General features: G+C 71.4%; 1 pseudogene. It reads right to left on the bottom strand.

Annotation, left to right across the window (positions count from 1 at the left end):
* Window positions 1-205: pseudogene (locus tag IH13_RS44655) on the bottom strand (RNA polymerase subunit sigma-24); the annotation flags it as partial.
* Between the last annotated feature and the right edge of the window lie 506 nt (window positions 206-711).

Here is a 711-nt window from a genome sequence, read left to right as displayed (position 1 = left end):
CGGTTGACGTGGCCGTGGCGCCGCGGCTGCCGCGTCTTCCGACCGCCGCACTGCGCTCGGCCAGCGCGTAGCAGGGGGCGGCGGGTGCAGGGGTGGCGAATGCGGGGACGGCGTACGCGGTGGGGACGAAGCCGCGCAGGTGGTCGAGGACCGTTGCGCGCAGCGTAGCCAGGCCCGAGGCGTCAACCCCGACGTGTGGGTACACGGGACTCCCAGAGGCAGAGCTTCCATCACGTGCAGTTCGAAAACCGTCACCCGTGGTAGCGAGTGACGGGCTCTTCATGCGTCTGAGGAGAATAACGCTTCGTATAGGCAGTGCTACACCCAGTTGCTCAAATCACCGGTTCCGTCGCTTCCCTCACCTTTAAGTGACGGTTTGAGTGATGCTTCGCGATCGGTTATTGATCGAACTGCTTCGTGATCTGCCTGAGGTGACGACGGGTTGTGGTCGGGGGAACCGAACGCGACTGGCCGGGGCGTTGGGCGGCCCGGGCTCGGCGCCCTTCCCGTTCGGCCGTACGCCCGGGCGTGGCCGCCGGGAGAACGCACGCTCGACCGCCCGCCGCCCGGACGGGGCGGCGGGCGGTCGGGGAGGGCCGGGGCGGGCGGTGTCAGCGGCGGCGGCGGTGGAGGGCGACGGCGGCGGCGGTGCCGCCCGCCAGGGCGCCCACGCCCGCGGCGGCCGGGATGCCGACCTTGGCCGCCTTGCGG

Source organism: Streptomyces sp. NRRL WC-3549, from assembly GCF_000721935.1.
GTDB lineage: Bacteria > Actinomycetota > Actinomycetes > Streptomycetales > Streptomycetaceae > Streptomyces.
This window is presented reverse-complemented; position numbering and strand designations above follow the sequence as displayed.